This is a genomic window from Streptomyces sp. NPDC004051 (genome assembly GCF_053604275.1).
The window spans coordinates 62,096-78,279 of record NZ_JBSGHG010000008.1; the positions used below are offsets into that span (position 1 = coordinate 62,096).

Below are 16,184 nucleotides of genomic sequence, written 5' to 3' on the forward strand. Positions count from 1 at the left end.
GCGTGCGTCACGGCCGCTTGGGGCGTGCCCGTACGTGCATCCGCTCCCCCTGCGGGCCGAACAGGCTGAGGAACTCCACCGGCCCCTCCCCCGTCGACCCGAACCAGTGCGGCACCCGCGTGTCGAACTCCGCCGCCTCCCCCGCCGTCATCACCACGTCGTGCTCGCCGAGCACCACCCGCAGCCTGCCGGACAGCACGTACAGCCACTCGTAGCCCTCGTGGGTGCGGGGTTCCGGCTCGAGCCTGCGCTGCGGTTCGAGCACCTTGTACGCCTGGAGCCCGCCGGGCTGGCGGGTGAGCGGCCAGTGGGTGCGGCCGTGGCGCCGGATCGGCTTGGAGCGGACGCGCGGATCGCCGACCGGCGGCGCGCCGACCAGTTCGTCCAGCGGCACCTGGTGGGCCTGGGCGATCGGCAGCAGCAGCTCCAGGCTGGGTCTGCGCAGTCCGGACTCCAGCCGGGAGAGGGTGCTCACGGAGATGCCGGTCGCCTCGGACAGCGCGGCGAGCGTCACCTCCCGCTCCTTCCTGATCCGCCGCAGCCGGGGGCCCACATCCGCGAGAACGTCATCCGTGGTCATACCGACATTGCAGGATCGGCAAAGCCGTTTGTCAATCCGGCAGCCACTGGGCGACCGTCGTCGTGGAGGTGGTCACGATGGACGAGACCTACGAGGACACCCACCACGACGTGGTCGTGGTGGGCGGCGGGGCGGCGGGGCTGTCCGCCGCGCTGGTGCTGGGCCGGGCGCGGCTGCGGACGCTGGTCGTCGACGCGGGTGAGCCGCGCAACGCGCCCTCGGCCCACATGCAGGGCTATCTGTCCCGGGACGGGATCCCACCGGCCGATTTCCTGGCGCTCGGCCGGGAGGAGATCGCCCGCTACGGCGTGGGGCTCCGCCGGGACCGGGTCACGGACGTCACCGAGGAGGAGGAGCACTTCACCGTCGTGCTGGAGGCGGGACCCACCGTGCGCGCCCGACGGCTGGTCGTCGCGACCGGGCTGGAGGACGAGCTGCCCGCGGTCCCCGGGGTCGCCGAGCGGTTCGGGCGGGACGTGCTGCACTGCCCGTTCTGCCACGGCTGGGAGGTGCGCGACGAGCCGTTCGGCGTGCTCGCGTCGAGCGCGATGAGCGTGCACCAGGCGCTGCTGGTGTCCCGGTGGTCGAAGGACGTCACCTTCTTCCTGCACCGGGTCGCCGAGGCGGAGCTGTCCGACCAGGACCTGCGCCGGCTGGCCGCCGCCGGGGTGGACGTGGTGCCCGGCGAGGTCGCGGAACTGGTGGTCGAGGACGACCGGCTCACCGGGGTGCGGCTGGCCGACGGTTCCGTCCACGCCCGCTCCGTGCTCTTCGTCGGGCCGCGCCCGGTGCCGCGGACGAGCCTGCTGGAGCGGCTGGGCGCCGAACTGGACGAGACCCCGTTCGGCGCGTACCCGGTCGTCGACCCGACCGGTCTGACCTCGGTGCCCGGGGTCTGGGCGGCGGGCAACGCGATCGGCTTCTCCGAGCAGGTGGTGCACGCGGCGAGCGGCGGCTACCGCGCGGCGGCCGCGATCGTCGGGGATCTGCTGATGACCGATCTGGACGCCGCGGTGACCGGACGGGCACCGAGCGGCCGGGGTGTGGGGCGCCCGCTTCCGTAGCACCATGGCCGCATGGGCCCCGCCCTCCGCCTCACCCGCGTGGTCCGCTCCCGCGAGGACAAGCGCCTTCAGGGGGCGGACACGGTTCGGGCGCTGCTCTCCGCACACCCCGGGGCACGGCCGTGAAGGGGACCCGGAGCGCCGGTCTGCTGGTCTTCCGGCGCACCGGTCACGGGCTCGAGGTGCTGCTCGGTCACATGGGCGGCCCGTTCTTCGCCCGCCGGGAGGCCGGCGCCTGGACCGTGCCGAAGGGCGAGTACGGCCCCGGCGAGCCGGCCTGGGACGCGGCCCGCCGCGAGTTCCGGGAGGAGCTGGGGCTGCCGCCCCCGGACGGGGAGGCCGTACCGCTCGGTGAGGTCCGGCAGTCCGGCGGCAAGGCCGTCACGGTCTGGGCGGTCGAGGCCGACCTCGACCCGGCGACGGTCGTGCCCGGCACGTTCGAGATGGAGTGGCCGCCGAGGTCGGGCCGGATCCGGGAGTTCCCCGAGCTGGACCGGGTGGAGTGGCTCGCCCTGGACCGGGCCCGGGAGGTGGTCGTCACGGCGCAGACGGAGTTTCTCGACCGCCTGGCGGAGCACTCGCTCCGAGAGCTCTGAGGAGCCCTTCCGCGTTGCGACGCCCACCGCGGCGCGGGAAGGTCGAGAAGCACAGCCCGTCCCGAGGGAGGCCAGCCATGCCCATCGCAACGGTGAATCCGGCGAACGGCGAGACGCTCAAGACGTACCAGGCCATGGGTGAGGAGGAGATCGAGCGCCGGCTCCAGCTCGCGGAGGCCACGTTCCGCACGTACCGGACGACGTCCTTCGAGGAGCGTGCCCGCCTGGTGCACCGGGCCGCCGACCTCCTCGACGAGGACCGGCAGGACATCGCCCGGGTGATGACCACCGAGATGGGCAAGCCGGTCAGGCAGGCCCGGGCCGAGGCCGCCAAGTGCGCCAAGGCGATGCGCTGGTACGCCGATCACGCGGCGGAACTCCTCGCCGACGAGGAACCCGACGCCTCCGACGTGAAGGACTCCGGCGCCTCCCGGGTCCTGGTGCGCTACCGGCCGCTCGGCCCGGTGCTCGCCGTGATGCCGTGGAACTTCCCGCTGTGGCAGGTCGTACGGTTCGCGGCGCCCACCCTGATGGCCGGCAACGTGGGCCTGCTCAAGCACGCCTCGAACGTGCCGCAGACGGCTCTGTACCTGGAGGACCTGTTCCACCGGGCGGGCTTCACCGAGGGCTGCTTCCAGACGCTGCTCGTCGGGTCCGCCGCGGTCGACGAGATCCTGCGGGACGAGCGGGTCAAGGCGGCCACCCTCACGGGCAGCGAACCCGCGGGGCGGGCGGTCGCCTCCACCGCCGGGGAGATGATCAAGAAGACGGTGCTGGAACTGGGCGGCAGCGACCCGTTCGTCGTCATGCCCTCCGCGGACCTGGACCGGGCCGCCGAGGTCGCGGTCACCGCGCGGGTGCAGAACACCGGGCAGTCCTGCATCGCCGCCAAACGCTTCATCGTGCACACGGACGTCCACGACGCCTTCGCCGAACGCTTCACCGCGGGCATGCGGGCCCTGCGGACCGGCGACCCGATGGACGAGGAGACGGATGTCGGCCCCCTCTCCAGTGAGCAGGGCCGCACCGACCTGGAGGAACTGGTCGACGACGCCGTACGCGCCGGGGCCGGCGTGCTGTGCGGTGGTGAGCGGCCCGACGGGCCCGGCTGGTACTACCCGCCGACCGTTCTGACCGGGATCACCCGGGAGATGCGCGTCCACCGGGAGGAGGCCTTCGGCCCGGTCGCCACGCTGTACCGGGCGGCGGACCTGGACGAGGCGGTGTTGATCGCCAACGACTCGCCGTTCGGCCTGAGTTCGAACGTCTGGACGCGTGACGAGGCCGAGGTCGACCGGTTCGTCCGGGATCTGGAGGCGGGCAGCGTCTTCGTGAACGGGATGACAGCGTCCCATCCGGCGTTCCCGTTCGGCGGGGTCAAGCGGTCCGGGTACGGGCGTGAGCTGTCCGGGCACGGAATCCGCGAGTTCTGCAACATCACCACGGTTTGGCACGGTGCGTGACGTTCCCACGACTACGATCCCGACTGTGAACCGCGAAGTGACTCTGCCTCTGATCGTCGACGACCGCGGTACCCTGCAGGTCTCCGCGGCGGACGTGAGCAAATTGCTGCGCACGGTGGGCGGGCGGTGGCTGCGGCTCGTGGAGGCCGGGGAGGACCGGCTCGACGAGGACACGGTGGCCGCGCTCACGATCGAGCTGGCGAAGCTGGCCGACCGGATCGACGTGGCCTGCATCGCCCACAGCAGTGGGAGCGCGCCCTGAGCGGTACGGCGGTGTGAGGCCGTCGATCCCCGTCGAGCGGGGTCAGACGGGCCGCAGCAGCGTCCTCCAGAACAACGCCTCGTAGCTCTGCAGCAGATGACCGTACTCCCGGGCACGGTCCTCGTCGAGGCGGCCCGCGTCCAGGGCGGCCTGGACCGCTTCCGTGGCCGTCCGGTCCAGGACCGGGGCCGGTTCGGCGAAGGAGTCGAAGAACGCGCAGGCCTCGTCGGTGAAGCCGTAGTGGGTGCGCAGCGCCTCGGCGATGGTGGCGCAGTAGCCGCCCCACGCCGAGAAGTTGGCGGTCACCGCGAGGACGGCGTCGGCGGGCGCGGCGTTGAGGGCCAGCCAGGCGATGTAGGCGGGATACGCCTGGCAGCCCGGCAGGGGGTCGTACGACCCCGCCCGGTCGCCGCCCACGCCGCACGCCGCGGCGAAGGCGTCCAGCCGCGGCGCCGCCAGTTCCTCGCCCTCGGCGAGGGCGGTGAAGTACGCGGCGGCCCACGGCTGGTCCGCGGACCGGTCCGCCAGATGCCGGAACGCCCGGCGGTCCGCGGGAATCACCCGCTGCTGCTCGAGGGCGAGCGCGGCCAGGGTGTCCCGGTCGGCCTCACCACGGGCGATCAGCGGTACGAGAGGGTTGGACCGCGGGTCCGGGGCCAGTTCCCGCGTGATCGTCTCCAGCAGTTCCCCGGCCGTGCGCGTCATCGCGGCCTCCGTCGCGTCGGTCGGCCGGTCGTGCGGCCGGCTCCTCCACGATCGTCCCCCAGGAGCCGGGGCCGCGGAACCCGGCGTGCCCCGGCGGGGTGACGGCCCGGCGCCGGGACTCAGCGGATGGGCATGCCCGACAGGGTGCGGGCGATGACCAGGCGCTGGATCTCGCTCGTGCCCTCGAAGATGGTGTAGATCGCGGCGTCCCGGTGCATCCGCTCCACCGGATACTCGCGCGTGTAGCCGTTGCCGCCGAGGATCTGTATCGCCTGGGCCGTGACCTTCTTGGCCGTCTCACTGGCGTACAGCTTCGACATCGATCCCTCGGCCGCCGTGAACGGCTTGCCGTTGACCGCCATCCAGGAGGCACGCCACACCAGGAGGCGGGCGGCGTCGATCCGGGTGCGCATGTCGGCCAGCTGGAAGGCGACGCCCTGGTTGTCGATGATCGGGCGGCCGAACTGCTCGCGGGTCTGCGCGTACTCCAGGGCGACCTCGTAGGCGGCGCGGGCGGTGCCCACCGCCATGGCGCCGACCGCCGGGCGGGACGCCTCGAAGGTGGCCATCGCGGCGTTCTTCACCCTCTCCGCCCCTTCGTGCCCCACGCGCTCCCGGGCACGGGCGAGGCGCTCGTCGAGCTTCTCCTTGCCGCCGAGCAGGCAGGAGCCGGGGACGCGCACGTCGTCCAGGACCACCTCGGCGGTGTGCGAGGCCCGGATGCCGTGCTTCTGGAACTTCTGCCCCTGGGAGCAGCCGGGGGTGTCCGGCGGGATGATGAACGAGGCGTGCCCCTTGGAGCCGAGTTCCGGGTCGACGACCGCGACGACGACGTGCACGTTGGCGATGCCGCCGTTGGTCGCCCAGGTCTTGGTGCCGTTGATCACCCACTCGTCCTTGGCCTCGTCGTACACCGCGCGGGTGCGCATGGCGGCCACGTCGGAGCCGGCGTCGGGCTCGGAGGAGCAGAAGGCGGCGAGCTTGACGTCGTCGGCGTCGCCGTACATCTGCGGGATCCAGGTGCCGATCTGCTCCTCGGTGCCGTTGGCGAGGACGCCGACGGCGGCGAGGCCGGTGCCGACGATCGACAGGGCGATGCCGGCGTCGCCCCAGAAGAGCTCCTCCAGGGCGGTGGGGATGCCGAGGCCGGTGGGGTCGAAGTACTGCTGGGCGTAGAAGTCGAGGGAGTAGATGCCGACCTTGGCGGCCTCCTGGATCACCGGCCAGGGTGTCTCCTCGCGCTCGTCCCACTCGGCGGCCGCGGGGCGGATCACATCGGCTGCGAAGCCGTGGAGCCAGTCACGGACTTCCTTCTGTTCCTCGTTGAGTTCCATGGTGAACTCGGCCATGTCCCCTCCAGCGGCGGCGCACGTGCATGTTACTTGCGGTAACAAGCAGTCTGTTACCGGCCGGTAGGGAAAGTCAACTCCCCCGGAGCCCTCCGATCCCGCCCGATCCCGTCCGATACCCGGCACGCCGTCAGTGTTAGTTTGCGCAGGCGTCACCGAATCAGCACGGGTGGGGAGAGATCATGGACACCACACAGCGGACCGATCAGCAGCGGTCCGCCGACCGCCGCCGGCGCGAGCTGCTGGAGGCCGCCGACCGGGTGGTGCTCCGCGAGGGCCCCCATGCCTCCATGAACGCGATCGCGGCCGAGGCCGGGATCACCAAACCGATCCTCTACCGGCACTTCGGTGACAAGGGAGGACTGTACGCCGCCCTGGCCCAGCGGCACACCGACGCCCTCCTGGCCTCGCTGCGGGAGGCACTGGACGCCCCTGCGGACCGGCGCGAGCGGGTCGAGAACACCCTCGACACCTACCTCGCGGCCATCGAGCTGCGCCCCCAGGTGTACCGGTTCCTGATGCACCCGGCCGAGGGCTCACCGGGCGACCAGGGCTTCGACGTCGGCAAGCACTCGGCGCCGTTGCTGCGACGCATGGGCGAGGAACTGGCCCAGGTCATCGAGGAGCGGCTGGACCTCGGACCGGGCAGCCAGCAGCTGGCCCGCGTCTGGGGGCACGGTATCGTCGGCATGATGCACGCGGCCGGCGACTGGTGGCTCGGCGAACGCCCCTGCTCCCGGGCCGAATTGGTGCGCAGCCTGGCCGATCTGCTGTGGGGCCGGCTGGCAGCGGCCGACGACCGGGTCGGCGGCCCCGGCTTCTGATCCTCAGCCGCGCCCGCTCCAGGAGGCCCGCCGCACCTGGCGGGCGAGCCTGCGCCGGCGCAGGCCCGTCAGCCGGTCGGCGTAGACGCGGCCCTCCAGGTGGTCGCACTCGTGCTGCAGGCACCGGGCGAAGAACCCGGTGCCGTGCACGGTGACCGGTTCCCCGGTCACCGTGCGGCCCTCGACGACCGCGTGGTCGTGACGTTCCGTCCCCGCCTCCAGGCCGGGCAGGGACAGACAGCCCTCCGGTCCGCGCACCACCACACCGTCCGTCTCGACCAGCCGTGGGTTGACCACATGGCCCAGGTGACGGACGTCCTCGTCGTCCGGGCAGTCGTACACGAACACCCGCAGCGGCACACCGATCTGGTTGGCGGCCAGGCCCACCCCCTGCGCGGCGTACATCGTCGCGAACAAGTCCTCCACGAGGCGGGCCAGTTCCGGACCGAAGTCGGTGACCTCCGCGCAGGGTGCGTGCAGCACCGGGTCGCCGAGCAGGGTGAGGGGCCGGACGCGTCCGCGGACGCCCGGGATGGAACCGTGTCGCATGGTGCTCAGAGTACGGTCCTCTCAACAACGCCCGTCTCATCGGTGGTGCCATGGTTCTGGAGTGCGAATGGACCTCGATAGGCTGAGGCCCACACCACGTGGCCGCCAGCCACAGGCGCGGCGCGTACGCAAGGAGGATCGAGAACTGATGGCAGGCAACTCGGACCCGCTCTCGCCGCGGGCCAAGCTGGCCGTGACCGCGGGCAAGGCGGTCGCAGCGGCATCACGCGCCGCGGGACGCGGCAGTGGTTCGGTGATCGGCGGCCGGGTGGCGCTCAAGCTCGACCCCGATCTCCTCGCCCGGCTCGCACAGAACCTGGACTGCATCCTGGTCTCCGCGACCAACGGCAAGACCACCACCACCCGGCTCATCGCGGAGGCCCTGCGCGCCGCGGGACCGGTCGTGTCCAACGCCCTCGGCGCCAACATGCCCGCCGGCATCACCTCGGCGCTCGCGGGCGGCTCGGAGGCGAAGTTCGGTGTCATCGAGGTCGACGAGAAGTACCTCGCCGGCGTCGCCCGGGACACCGACCCCAAGTGCATCGCCCTGCTCAACCTCTCCCGCGACCAGCTCGACCGGGCCGGCGAGACCCGGATGCTCGCGGAGAACTGGCGCGAGGGCCTGGCCGGTTCCAAGGCCGTCCTCGTCGCCAACTGCGACGACCCGCTGGTGGTGTGGGCGGCCTCCTCCTCCCCCAATGTGATCTGGGTCGCCGCGGGCCAGATGTGGAAGGACGACGCCTGGTCGTGCCCGTCCTGCGGCGGTGTGATGCAGCGCCCCGACGACGACTGGTTCTGCGGCGAGTGCGGCTTCCGCCGCCCCACCCCGTCCTGGGCGCTCTCCGACGACCACGTCCTCGACCCGCACGGTTCCGCCTGGCCGATCCACCTCCAGCTGCCGGGCCGCGCCAACAAGGCCAACGCCGCGAGCTCCGCCGCCGTCGCCGCCGTGTTCGGGGTGCCGCCGCAGGTCGCCCTGGAGCGCATGTACCAGGTGCAGGCCGTGGCCGGCCGCTACGACGTCGTCCAGTACCAGGGCCGTGACCTGCGGCTGCTGCTCGCCAAGAACCCCGCGGGCTGGCTGGAGACGTTCTCCCTCATCGACCCGCCGCCCGCCCCGGTGATCCTCTCGGTGAACGCCCGCTCCGCCGACGGCACCGACACCTCCTGGCTGTGGGACGTCGACTACACCCGGCTGACCGGTCATCCGATCGTCGTCCTCGGCGACCGGAAGCTGGACCTCGCGGTACGGCTCGAGGTCGCGAACCAGCAGTTCCAGGTCTGCGACGACCTCGACCAGGCGCTGCAGCAGTGCCCGCCGGGCCGGATCGAGGTCATCGCCAACTACACCGCGTTCCAGGACCTGCGCCGCCGCGTCGGCAACTGACGCGGGCGACGTATCGCGACGTACTCACAAGGACAGTGACTTCATGAGCGACAACGGTCTGCGGATCGTGTGGATCTACCCCGACCTGCTCAGCACCTACGGCGACCAGGGCAACGTGCTCGTCGTGGAGCGCCGGGCCCGGCAGCGCGGCCTCGACGTGGCCCGGCTCGACGTGCGCAGCGACCAGCCGATCCCGACCTCCGGCGACATCTACCTGATCGGCGGCGGTGAGGACCGTCCGCAGCGGCTCGCGGCCGAGCGCCTGCGCCGGGACGGCGGACTGCACCGGGCGGTGGAGAACGGCGCGATCGTGTTCTCGGTCTGCGCCGGCTACCAGATCCTCGGCCACGAGTTCATCAACGACCTCGGCCAGCGCGAGCCCGGTCTCGGCCTGCTCGACGTCGTCTCGGTGCGCGGCGAGGGCGCCCGGTGCGTCGGCGACGTGCTGGGGGACATCGACGCGCGGCTCGGCCTGCCGCCGCTGACCGGCTTCGAGAACCACCAGGGCGTCACCCACCTCGGCCCGACGGCCCGCCCGCTCGCCCAGGTGCGCTTCGGCAACGGCAACGGCACGGGGGACGGCACCGAAGGCGCCTACAACGACACCGTGTTCGGCACGTACATGCACGGCCCGGTGCTGGCCCGCAACCCGCAGCTCGCGGACCTGCTGCTGAAGCTGGCGCTCGACGTCAACGCGCTGCCGCCGACCGACGACCACTGGTACGAGGCACTGCGCAACGAGCGCATCGCGGCCGCGCAGCAGCCCGCGTAGGACCCGCGCCACGACGTCCGCCCCGGCCCGCGCGCCGGTGTCCACGAACCCGTGGACACCGGCGCGCGGGCCGAGGCGTTCACGGGGGTGTCACCGGCCCGTCTGACGGCTGGTCCGCACAGGTGAGCGGGCTCGTCCAGTAGGCGGACGTGCGCTGCGGACCCACCCCCGGATGCCGCTAGGGTGGCGGGGATCGAGCCGGACGACGCGGTCCGGTCCCGGCCCACGGCGAGAAGGTTGTTTCGGGCTATGCGTATTGGTGTCCTCACGTCCGGCGGAGACTGCCCCGGTCTGAACGCCGTCATCCGGTCCGTGGTGCACCGCGCGGTCGTCGACCACGGTGACGAGGTCATCGGTTTCCGGGACGGCTGGAAGGGCCTCCTGGAGTGCGACTACCTCAAGCTCGACCTCGACGCGGTGGGCGGCATCCTCGCCCGCGGCGGCACCATCCTCGGCTCCTCCCGGGTGCGTCCCGAGCATCTGCGGGACGGTGTGGAGCGGGCCAGGGGCCATGTCCGGGACCTCGGCCTCGACGCGATCATCCCGATCGGCGGTGAGGGCACGCTGAAGGCGGCCCGGCTGCTGTCGGACCACGGCCTGCCGATAGTGGGCGTCCCGAAGACCATCGACAACGACATCGCCGTCACGGACGTCACCTTCGGCTTCGACACGGCCGTCGGGGTGGCGACCGAGGCGCTGGACCGGCTGAAGACGACCGCCGAGTCCCACCAGCGGGTGCTCATCGTGGAGGTCATGGGCCGGCACACCGGCTGGATCGCCCTGCACTCCGGCATGGCGGCCGGCGCCCACGCGATCGTGGTGCCCGAGCGGCCCTTCGACATCGAGGAGCTGACCGCGACGGTCGGCGCGCGGTTCTCGGCGGGCAAGCGGTTCGCCATCGTGGTCGCCGCGGAGGGCGCCAAGCCGAAGGCCGGGACCATGGCCTTCGACGAGGGCGGCAAGGACGTCTACGGCCATGAGCGGTTCGCCGGGATCGCGCGGCAGCTCGCCGTGGAACTGGAGTCGCGGCTCGGCAAGGAGGCGCGTCCGGTGATCCTCGGGCACACCCAGCGCGGCGGGACGCCGACGGCGTACGACAGGGTGCTGGCCACCCGCTTCGGCTGGCACGCGGTGGAGGCGGTGCACCGCGGGGAGTTCGGGATGATGACGGCGCTGCGCGGAACGGACATCGTGACGGTGTCGCTGGCGGAGGCCGTCGAGACGCTGAAGACGGTGCCCGAGGACCGCTACGTGGAGGCGGAGTTCGTCCTGTAGCGCCCGCGGCCTCCCGCGGGGTCCGGGTCGTCCCGGGCTCATGATCTCCCGCGGCACCCGTGCGCGGAACCGCCCCCGGTCGCAGTCGCGGCGGGGGACGGTTCTACTCTGGTGCGGACAGACAGCGCACAACCCCCACGAATCAGGAGCCGCCTGATGGATCACAGCGGGCACGGCATGACCATGGACCTGCCTCCGTTCACGCTGGCCCGAGGGCTCGCATGGTCGACCGAGCCGTTCTTCCTCGTCTCCTGCCTGCTGGCGCTGGCGTTGTACGGCTGGGCGGTGGTGCGCCTGACGCGGCGCGGCGACAAGTGGCCGGTGGGGCGGACCGTCTCGTTCGCCCTCGGTGTGCTGAGCATCCTGCTCATGATGTGCACCGGGCTGAACGAGTACGGCATGGTCATCTTCAGCGTGCACATGGTGCAGCACATGATGATCAGCATGGTGTCGCCCATCCTGATCCTGCTCGGCGCCCCGATCACGCTCGCGCTGCGCGCGCTGCCACCGGCGGGACGCGGGCGCAAGGGGCCGCGCGAGCTGCTGCTGATGCTGCTGCACAGCCGCTACATCCGGGTCGTCACCCACCCGATGTTCACCATCCCGATGTTCATCGCGAGCCTGTACGGGCTGTACTTCACCCCGCTGTTCGACTTCCTGATGGGCTCCCAGGTGGGGCACATCGCGATGATGGTGCACTTCCTCGCCGTCGGCCTGGTCTTCTTCTGGCCGATCATGGGCGTGGACCCGGGCCCGCACCGGCCGGGCTACCTGATGCGGATGCTGGAGCTGTTCGCGGGCATGCCCTTCCACGCGTTCTTCGGCATCGCGGTGATGATGGCGTCCACGCCGATGGTCAGCACGTTCGCGAACCCGCCGGCCTCGCTCGGCATCGACGCGCTCGCCGACCAGAACGCGGCCGGCGGCATCGCCTGGGCGTTCAGCGAGGTCCCGTCCGTGCTGGTGCTGATAGCGCTGCTCTTCCAGTGGTACGCCTCGGAGAAGCGGCACGCCAAGCGCACCGACCGCGCTGCGGACCGGGACGGCGACAAGGAGCTGCAGGCGTACAACGCCTACCTGGCCTCCCTGCACGCACGCGGGAACTGAGCCCTCCCCGGTCCCCCTCTCCCCTTCCACCGCTTCCCCCGATTCCCCGCTTCCCCCCACCGGATCTTGCGGGAACGCCCACGTCCGGCACATGTCCAGACGTGGGTTTCCCGCCTAGACTCCACCTTCATGCTGCGCGCTCTGGCCGTCGACGACGAACGCCCCTCGCTGGAGGAACTGCTCTACCTGCTGAACGCGGACCCCCGCATCGGCAGCGCCGAGGGCGCCGGTGACGCGACCGAGGCGCTGCGCCGCATCAACCGCGCCCTGGAGTCCGGACCCGACGGCCCCGAGGCCATCGACGTCGTCTTCCTCGACATCCAGATGCCCGGCCTCGACGGACTCGACCTCGCCCGGCTGCTCGGCGGGTTCGCCCGCCCGCCGCTCGTCGTGTTCGTCACCGCCCACGAGGACTTCGCCGTCCAGGCGTTCGACCTCAAGGCCGTCGACTACGTCCTCAAGCCCGTCCGCAAGGAGCGGCTGGCCGAAGCGGTCCGCCGCGTCGCCGAACCGCGCGCCGCGGCCCAGCACGGCAGCACCCCGCGCATCCCCGTGCACGAGCCCGACCCGGACCACATAGCCGTCGAGCTCGGCGGGGTGACCCGCTTCGTCGCCGTCGAGGACATCACGCACGTGGAGGCCCAGGGCGACTACGCCCGGCTGCACACCGACCGCGGCAGCCACCTCGTGCGGATACCGCTGTCCACCCTGGAGGAACGCTGGCGCTCGCGCGGCTTCGTCCGGATCCACCGCCGCCACCTGGTGGCCCTGCGCCACATCGGGGAGCTCCGGCTCGACGCGGGGACCGTGAGCGTCCTGATCGGCTCGGAGGAGCTCCAGGTCAGCCGGCGGCACACCCGTGAACTGCGGGACCTGCTGATGCGCCGGACCACGGGCTAGGGGGACGGCGTGCCCCAGGACCCGACCGAGCGCCGCGTGGTCGTCACCGGCCCGCCCCGCCGCGCCCTCCCCCACGCTCGGCTCCGCTCGCGCGGGCGGTACCCCCATGCCTTCGGCTACTACCGCCCGCGGATCGAGATCGACGAGCAGACCACCCTCGGCCACACCTACGTCCGCTCCCTGATGCGCATCCAGCTGCGCACCGGTCTCATCGTGTTCGCGGTCCTCATGCTGCTCGTCGGCCCGCTCCCGCTGGTCTTCGCCGCGGCCCCGGACGCCCGGCGGCTGGAGTGGGCGGTCCTCGGCTTCGGGCTGTACCCCCCGCTGGTCCTGCTCGCCCGCTGGTACGTGCGCCGCGCCGAACGCAACGAACGCGACTTCGTGCGGCTCGTCGAGGACCGCTGAGGGCGGGGAACGGAACGCCGGTACCGTGAACTCCAGTTACGCCGTCCCCGCCGTCGCGCTCGTCGTGCTGGCGACCGTCCTCGTCGGCGCCTTCGGCCTGCGCATCTCCCGCACCACCTCCGACTTCTACGTCGCCTCCCGTACCGTGGGCCCCCGGCTGAACGCCGCCGCCATCAGCGGCGAGTACCTCTCCGCCGCCTCCTTCCTGGGCATCGCGGGCCTCGTCCTGGTCCAGGGCCCGGACATGCTCTGGTACCCGGTCGGCTACACCGCCGGCTACCTGGTCCTGCTGCTGTTCGTCGCCGCCCCGCTGCGCCGCTCCGGCGCCTACACGCTGCCCGACTTCGCCGAGGCCCGCCTCGCCTCGCAGGCGGTGCGGCGGCTCGCGGGCGCCTTCGTCGTCGGCGTCGGCTGGCTCTACCTGCTGCCCCAGCTCCAGGGCGCGGGACTCACCCTGACCGTGCTCACCGGCGCCCCCGGCTGGCTCGGCGGGGTGATCGTCGCCGTCGTGGTCACCGTCATCGTCGCCGCCGGCGGCATGCGCAGCATCACCTTCGTGCAGGCCTTCCAGTACTGGCTCAAGCTCACCGCCCTGTTCGTGCCCGCGCTGTTCCTGGTCCTCGCCTGGCAGAGCGACGGGGCGCCCAGCCATGCCTTCGACGAACCCGCCGCCTTCCGCGAACAGCGTGTCGTCCGCATCGACGCCACCCTCGACCTGCGGCTCGCCGAGCCGCTGACCGTGACCGTCGACGGCACCGTCGACGGCCGTGAGCACGCGGGCACCGAGCTCCGCCTGCCCGCCGGCACCCACCGCATCGACGGCGGCACCCGGCTGACCTTCGCCGAGGGAACCGAGGTCCCGGCCGCCGGACGGGGCGCCGACGACGCCCTGTCGCCCTCACGGGCCGAGTCCCGTGAGGAACGCCCGCTGTACGCCACGTACGGGCTGATCCTCGCCACCTTCCTCGGCACCATGGGCCTGCCGCACGTGGTGGTCCGCTACTACACCAGCCCGCACGGCGTCGCCGCCCGGCGCACCACCGTCGCCGTCCTCGGCCTGATCGGCGCCTTCTACCTGCTGCCCCCGGTCTACGGAGCCCTCGGCCGGCTGTACGCCCCCGACCTCACCCTCACCGGCAGCGCGGACGCCGCCGTGCTCCTGCTGCCCGGCCGCATGATCGGAGGAACGGGCGGCGACCTGCTCGGCGCGCTGGTCGCCGGGGGCGCCTTCGCCGCGTTCCTGTCCACGGCGTCCGGGCTGACCATGGCCGTGGCCGGCGTGATCACCCAGGACGTCCTGCCCTCACGCGGCGTGCGGCACTTCCGGCTCGGCACGCTGCTCGCCATGGCCGTCCCGCTCGGAGCGAGCATCCTGGTCGGCGGGCTGCCGGTGGCCGACGCGGTCGGGCTCGCCTTCGCCGTGTCGGCGTCCTCGTTCTGCCCGCTGCTCGTCCTCGGCATCTGGTGGCGCCGGCTCACCCCGCCCGGAGCGGCGGCCGGCATGCTGGTCGGAGGCGGCTCCGCCTTCCTCGCCGTCGCCGCGACCATGGCCGGCTTCCCGGGGCGGGGCGCGCTGCACGCGCTGCTCGCCTGGCCCGCCCTGTGGTCGGTGCCGCTGGGCTTCCTCACCATGGTCCTGGTCTCCCTGGCCACCCCCGGCCGGGTGCCGCCCGGCACGGCGGCGGTGCTCGCCCGGTTCCACCTGCCGGAGGAGCTGCGGACGGAGGTGTCCACGTGAGCGGATTCCTGGCGGGGCTGTGCGTCGCCGTGCTGCCCCTGCTGGCCGCGGGCTTCTGGCTCGGCCGGCGCACCGCCCGGCCCGCCAGCCTCGCCGGGCTCGGCACGCCCGTCGAGCACGCCACCTTCGCGACCCTGCACACCGCCTCCCTGGCCACGCCCCCGCTCCGGGCGGGCCTGACCGAGGAGACCGCCGGCAGATCCGCCCGCAAACTGCGCTCGCTGCTCGGCACCGACGCCCTGTGCCTCACCGACCGCGAACAGGTCCTCGTCTGGGACGGCGCCGGCGCCCATCACCGCACTGAGATCATGGAACGGCTGGCCGGGCCCCTCGACTCCGGCCGCGGTGAGGCGTTCCCGCTCAGCTGCGACACCCCCGACTGCTCGGTGCGCTGGGCCGTCGTCGCCCCGCTCACCGTCGACGACCGGGTGCACGGCGCGCTCGTCGCCTGCGCGCCCCGCGAGTCCGCGGTCCTGGTCCGGGCGGCCGGGGAGGTGGCCCGCTGGGTCTCCGTCCAGCTCGAACTGGCCGACCTCGACCGGTCCCGCACCCGCCTCATCGAGGCCGAACTCAGGGCGCTGCGGGCCCAGATCTCCCCGCACTTCATCTTCAACTCGCTCGCCGTGATCGCCTCGTTCGTCCGCACCGACCCCGAGCGCGCCCGCGAACTGCTCCTGGAGTTCGCCGACTTCACCCGTTACTCGTTCCGCCGGCACGGCGACTTCACCACCCTCGCCGACGAACTCCACGCCATCGACCACTATCTGGCACTGGTCCGCGCCCGCTTCGGCGACCGCCTCTCCGTCACCCTGCAGATCGCCCCCGAGGTGCTGCCGGTCGCGCTGCCCTTCCTCTGTCTGCAGCCGCTCGTCGAGAACGCCGTCAAGCACGGCCTCGAGGGCAAGGCCGACAAGTGCCACATCCAGATCACCGCACAGGACGCCGGCGCCGAGGCCCTCGTGGTGATCGAGGACGACGGCGCCGGCATGGACCCCGACCTGCTGCGGCGCGTCCTCGCCCGTGAGGTCGACCACACGGGCGGCATCGGGCTGTCCAACGTCGACGACCGGCTCCGCCAGGTCTACGGCGACGACCACGGCCTCGTCATCGAGACCGCGGTGGGCGCGGGCATGAGGGTCACCGTCCGGCTGCCGAAGTACCAGCCGGGCGTGCACCTGGCGGGGCGGCTCACGCCGAGGTGAGCGCCA

Annotated in this window: 17 protein-coding genes; 13 read left to right on the forward strand and 4 right to left on the reverse strand. The window is 72.4% G+C overall.

Features of this window, described 5'->3' with window-relative positions:
* Window positions 1–7 precede the first annotated feature (7 nt).
* Entirely contained in the window at window positions 8–580 is a 573-nt protein-coding gene (locus tag ACWEQO_RS11740) for a helix-turn-helix domain-containing protein (protein WP_452981705.1), read from the reverse strand.
* A 77-nt stretch (window positions 581–657) separates the two neighbouring features.
* On the opposite strand from ACWEQO_RS11740, the gene ACWEQO_RS11745 reads away from it, so the two are divergent.
* The 4 genes from ACWEQO_RS11745 (at window position 658) to ACWEQO_RS11760 (ending at window position 3,965) form a co-directional block, all read left to right on the forward strand.
* Window positions 658–1,644, forward strand: a complete 987-nt coding sequence (locus ACWEQO_RS11745) for an NAD(P)/FAD-dependent oxidoreductase (protein ID WP_452981708.1) — start codon at window positions 658–660, stop codon at window positions 1,642–1,644.
* A 122-nt stretch (window positions 1,645–1,766) separates the two neighbouring features.
* The gene (locus ACWEQO_RS11750) at window positions 1,767–2,240 is read left to right on the forward strand and encodes an NUDIX domain-containing protein (RefSeq protein ID WP_452981711.1); all 474 of its coding nucleotides are present in this window, start codon (window positions 1,767–1,769) and stop codon (window positions 2,238–2,240) included.
* A gap of 77 nt (window positions 2,241–2,317) precedes the next feature.
* The gene (locus tag ACWEQO_RS11755; RefSeq protein ID WP_452981714.1) at window positions 2,318–3,703 is read left to right on the forward strand and encodes an NADP-dependent succinic semialdehyde dehydrogenase; all 1,386 of its coding nucleotides are present in this window, start codon (window positions 2,318–2,320) and stop codon (window positions 3,701–3,703) included.
* Window positions 3,704–3,728: 25 nt separating this feature from the next.
* Window positions 3,729–3,965 (forward strand): DUF6213 family protein, encoded by a 237-nt coding sequence (locus tag ACWEQO_RS11760; RefSeq protein ID WP_361458843.1) that lies wholly within the window; start codon window positions 3,729–3,731, stop codon window positions 3,963–3,965.
* Between the two features lie 42 nt (window positions 3,966–4,007).
* On the opposite strand, the gene ACWEQO_RS11765 is transcribed toward ACWEQO_RS11760, so the two are convergent.
* Window positions 4,008–4,670, reverse strand: a complete 663-nt coding sequence (locus ACWEQO_RS11765; protein ID WP_452981717.1) for a transcriptional regulator — start codon at window positions 4,668–4,670, stop codon at window positions 4,008–4,010.
* 119 nt (window positions 4,671–4,789) lie between these two features.
* Window positions 4,790–6,019 carry an acyl-CoA dehydrogenase family protein gene (locus ACWEQO_RS11770; RefSeq protein ID WP_452981720.1) on the reverse strand — a complete coding sequence of 410 codons (1,230 nt, stop codon included), beginning with the start codon at window positions 6,017–6,019 and terminating at the stop codon, window positions 4,790–4,792.
* A gap of 182 nt (window positions 6,020–6,201) precedes the next feature.
* On the opposite strand from ACWEQO_RS11770, the gene ACWEQO_RS11775 reads away from it, so the two are divergent.
* Window positions 6,202–6,843 (forward strand): TetR family transcriptional regulator, encoded by a 642-nt coding sequence (locus tag ACWEQO_RS11775; protein WP_361458849.1) that lies wholly within the window; start codon window positions 6,202–6,204, stop codon window positions 6,841–6,843.
* A gap of 3 nt (window positions 6,844–6,846) precedes the next feature.
* Here the strand turns inward: ACWEQO_RS11775 and def are convergent, their stop codons facing one another.
* Window positions 6,847–7,392, reverse strand: a complete 546-nt coding sequence (gene def, locus ACWEQO_RS11780; RefSeq protein WP_452981724.1) for a peptide deformylase — start codon at window positions 7,390–7,392, stop codon at window positions 6,847–6,849.
* A 148-nt stretch (window positions 7,393–7,540) separates the two neighbouring features.
* Between def and ACWEQO_RS11785 the strand changes: the two genes are divergently transcribed.
* The 8 genes from ACWEQO_RS11785 (at window position 7,541) to ACWEQO_RS11820 (ending at window position 16,178) form a co-directional block, all read left to right on the forward strand.
* The gene (locus ACWEQO_RS11785) at window positions 7,541–8,779 is read left to right on the forward strand and encodes a Mur ligase family protein (RefSeq protein WP_361458853.1); all 1,239 of its coding nucleotides are present in this window, start codon (window positions 7,541–7,543) and stop codon (window positions 8,777–8,779) included.
* A 43-nt stretch (window positions 8,780–8,822) separates the two neighbouring features.
* Window positions 8,823–9,551 (forward strand): type 1 glutamine amidotransferase, encoded by a 729-nt coding sequence (locus ACWEQO_RS11790; RefSeq protein WP_361458855.1) that lies wholly within the window; start codon window positions 8,823–8,825, stop codon window positions 9,549–9,551.
* 249 nt (window positions 9,552–9,800) lie between these two features.
* Window positions 9,801–10,826 carry a 6-phosphofructokinase gene (locus tag ACWEQO_RS11795; RefSeq protein WP_361462560.1) on the forward strand — a complete coding sequence of 342 codons (1,026 nt, stop codon included), beginning with the start codon at window positions 9,801–9,803 and terminating at the stop codon, window positions 10,824–10,826.
* Between the two features lie 156 nt (window positions 10,827–10,982).
* Window positions 10,983–11,933, forward strand: coding sequence for a cytochrome c oxidase assembly protein (locus ACWEQO_RS11800; RefSeq protein ID WP_361462562.1), 951 nt, complete (start codon window positions 10,983–10,985; stop codon window positions 11,931–11,933).
* Window positions 11,934–12,062: 129 nt separating this feature from the next.
* Window positions 12,063–12,833 carry a LytR/AlgR family response regulator transcription factor gene (locus ACWEQO_RS11805; protein WP_361462564.1) on the forward strand — a complete coding sequence of 257 codons (771 nt, stop codon included), beginning with the start codon at window positions 12,063–12,065 and terminating at the stop codon, window positions 12,831–12,833.
* A gap of 9 nt (window positions 12,834–12,842) precedes the next feature.
* The gene (locus ACWEQO_RS11810; protein WP_361462567.1) at window positions 12,843–13,238 is read left to right on the forward strand and encodes a hypothetical protein; all 396 of its coding nucleotides are present in this window, start codon (window positions 12,843–12,845) and stop codon (window positions 13,236–13,238) included.
* Window positions 13,239–13,263: 25 nt separating this feature from the next.
* The gene (locus tag ACWEQO_RS11815; RefSeq protein ID WP_361462569.1) at window positions 13,264–14,976 is read left to right on the forward strand and encodes a sodium/solute symporter; all 1,713 of its coding nucleotides are present in this window, start codon (window positions 13,264–13,266) and stop codon (window positions 14,974–14,976) included.
* On the forward strand, window positions 14,973–16,178 hold the full coding sequence (locus ACWEQO_RS11820) for a sensor histidine kinase (RefSeq protein WP_452981731.1): 1,206 nt from the start codon (window positions 14,973–14,975) through the stop codon (window positions 16,176–16,178). Before ACWEQO_RS11815 ends, ACWEQO_RS11820 begins: the two co-directional genes overlap by 4 nt.
* Window positions 16,179–16,184: the final 6 nt, after the last annotated feature.